Source organism: Micromonospora sp. CV4 (assembly GCF_003667455.1).
Taxonomy (GTDB): domain Bacteria; phylum Actinomycetota; class Actinomycetes; order Mycobacteriales; family Micromonosporaceae; genus Micromonospora.
In genome coordinates, this window is the sequence record NZ_RCVI01000077.1 from 1 (window position 1) to 2,529 (window position 2,529).

Genomic DNA, 2,529 nt, shown 5'->3' on the forward strand with positions numbered 1-2,529 from the left:
GTCCCCGTCGCTCGGTCACCAGCCGATCGGCGGGGACGGCGGCCGGGCCCGTCATGGCATGCTCGACCCCGTGACCGTACGTGCCGCCAGCTCCGTCCTCGTCGGCCGCCAGCGCGAGATCGCCGTGCTGCGGGCCGCGCTGGGTCGGGCCCGGGCCGGAGAGCCCAGCACCGTGCTGGTCGGTGGTGAGGCGGGCGTCGGCAAGACCCGGCTGCTGGAGGAGTTCGCGGGCTGGGCCACCGACGGCGGCGCCCGGGTGCTGGTCGGCCAGTGCCTGGAGCTGGGCGAGGCCGGCCTGCCGTTCGCCCCGTTCGCCGCGGCCCTGCGCGCGGTGCTGCGCGCCGACGGCGCCGAGGTCTTCGCCGGATACGAGGCGGAGTTCGCCCGGCTCCTGCCGGAGCTGGGCCGGGTGTCCGCCGGGCTGGCCGCGCCGGCCGTGGCGCCGCTGACCGACGCGCCGCGCGGGTATCTGTTCGACCTGGTGGCCGAGCTGTTCCAGCGGCTCGCCGACGCCCGACCCCTGGTGCTGGTGATCGAGGACCTGCACTGGGCCGACCGATCCACCCGGGACCTGATCGGCTTTCTGGTCCGGGCCGCCCGGCCGGGCCGGCTGCTGCTGGTCAGCACCTACCGCACCGACGAGTTGCAGCGGGGGCACCCGCTGCGTCCGTTCCTGGCCGAGCTGGACCGGGCCCGCGGGGTCGAGCGCGTCGAGCTGGGCCGGCTGGACCGTGACGGCACCGGCGCGATCCTCGCCGACCTCCTCGGTGCCGAGCCGGCTCCCCGTGCCGTCGACGACATCCACGACCGCACCCAGGGCAACCCCTTCTTCATCGAGGAGCTGGCCGTGGCCGGCGACCCAATCGGCTGTGCCGCGCTACCCGACACCCTGCGCGACCTGCTGCTGGCCCGGGTGGACCGGCTGCCCGAGCCGTCCCAGCGGGTGCTGCGGATCGCCGCGGCCGGCGGCACCCGCTTCGCCCACGATCTGATCGCCGAGGTGGCCGGGCTGCCCGAGGCCGAGCTGGAGGACGCGCTGCGCGCCGCCGTCACCGCTCAGCTCGTGGTGGTCGACCGGGACGGCGACTACGAGTTCCGGCATGCGCTGGTCCGCGAGGCCGTGCACGACGAGCTGCTGCCCGGTGAGCACGCCCGGCTGCACGCCCGGTTCGCCGCCGCGATCGAGGCCCGGCCGCACCTGGTCGCCGAGGGCCGGGCCCCGGCCGAGATCGCGCATCACTGGTACGCCGCGCACGATCACCCCCGGGCCCTGGTCACCGCACGGGCCGCCGCCTGCGCCGCCGCCGACCGGTACGCCTACGCCGAGCAGCGCCGGCTGCTGGAACGGGTGCTGGAGCTGTGGGAGCTGGTGCCCGACGCGGCCGACCGGCTCGGCATGGACCACCTGGCGCTGCTGGAGCAGACCCTGGAGGCCGCGGTCACGGCGGGTGACTTCAGCCGGGCGATCACCCTGACCCGCGCCGGGCTGGCCGAGGTGGACGTCGACGCCGCGCCGCTGCGCGCCGCCCGACTGCTGAACCAGCGGGGTCGACTGCTGGCCCTGCTCGGCAAGAGCGACGGCAGTAGCGAGTTGGGTGAGGCGTACCGGCTGGCGGCGGGCGGTCCGGCCGGCGTGGAGCGGGTACGGCTGCTCGCCGACATCGCCGCGCACCTGGTCAAGATCGACCCGCAGCAGGCGGCCCGGGTGGCCGCCGAGGCCATCACGGACGCCGAGGCCCTCGACGAGTACGTGGCTCTGCTGCCCACGCGGATCGCCCTGCTCTGCCACGGCGAGCGGGACCTGGAGCAGGGGCTCGCGGAGCTGCGCCAGGCCGAGTCCGTCGCCCGCGCGGCCGGGGACGCGCCGGCCCTGGTGATCGCCATGGTGTACCGCTCGGACGTGCTCTGCGAGCTGGGCCGTTACGCCGAGTCCGCGCAGGCGGCCGAGGCCGGCGTGGCCGAGGCGCGACGGGTCGGGATCAGCCGCTCCACCGGGGCGTACCTGCTGAGTAACCGGGCCGAGGCGCTGATCGCGCTGGGCCGGTGGGACGAGGCGGAGGAGGTGTGCGCGGAGGCCGCGCGGATCGATCTGTCCGGCGTCACCGGGCTGCACTGGCTCCAACTGGGCGCCGGGCTGCGTCTGGCCCGTGCCCACCCCGGCGCCGACGAGCTGGTCGACCGGGCGCTGGCCTTCCTCGGCCGGCCGTATCTGTGGCCGAACCACCGGCTGCCCCTGCACGAGCTGGGGATCGAGTCGGCGCTGGCCGCCGACGACAAGGTCGAGGCGGTTCGGGCGGCCCGCGTCGCGCTGGCCGATCAGAGCCTGCCGCAGCTGCCCCGCGAGGGCTGGCCGGTGCTCAGCGCCGTCGCGCGTACCGCCGTGCGGGTGGGGGACCGGGAGCTGGCGACCGCCGTCGCGGCGCTCGCCGCCGACCTGCCGGCTCGGTACCCGGCCGCGCGGGCGCACGCCGCGCAGGTCGCCGCCCTGCTCGCGACCGGGGCCCGGGCGCTGCCGGCCTGGCGTGCGGC

Annotated in this window: 1 protein-coding gene; it reads left to right on the forward strand. The window is 76.8% G+C overall.

What is annotated here, in order from left to right:
* Window positions 1–70 precede the first annotated feature (70 nt).
* Window positions 71–2,529, forward strand: a 2,459-nt coding sequence (locus EAD98_RS00470) for an AAA family ATPase (RefSeq protein ID WP_233583656.1), incomplete at its 3' end; no start/stop codon positions are given.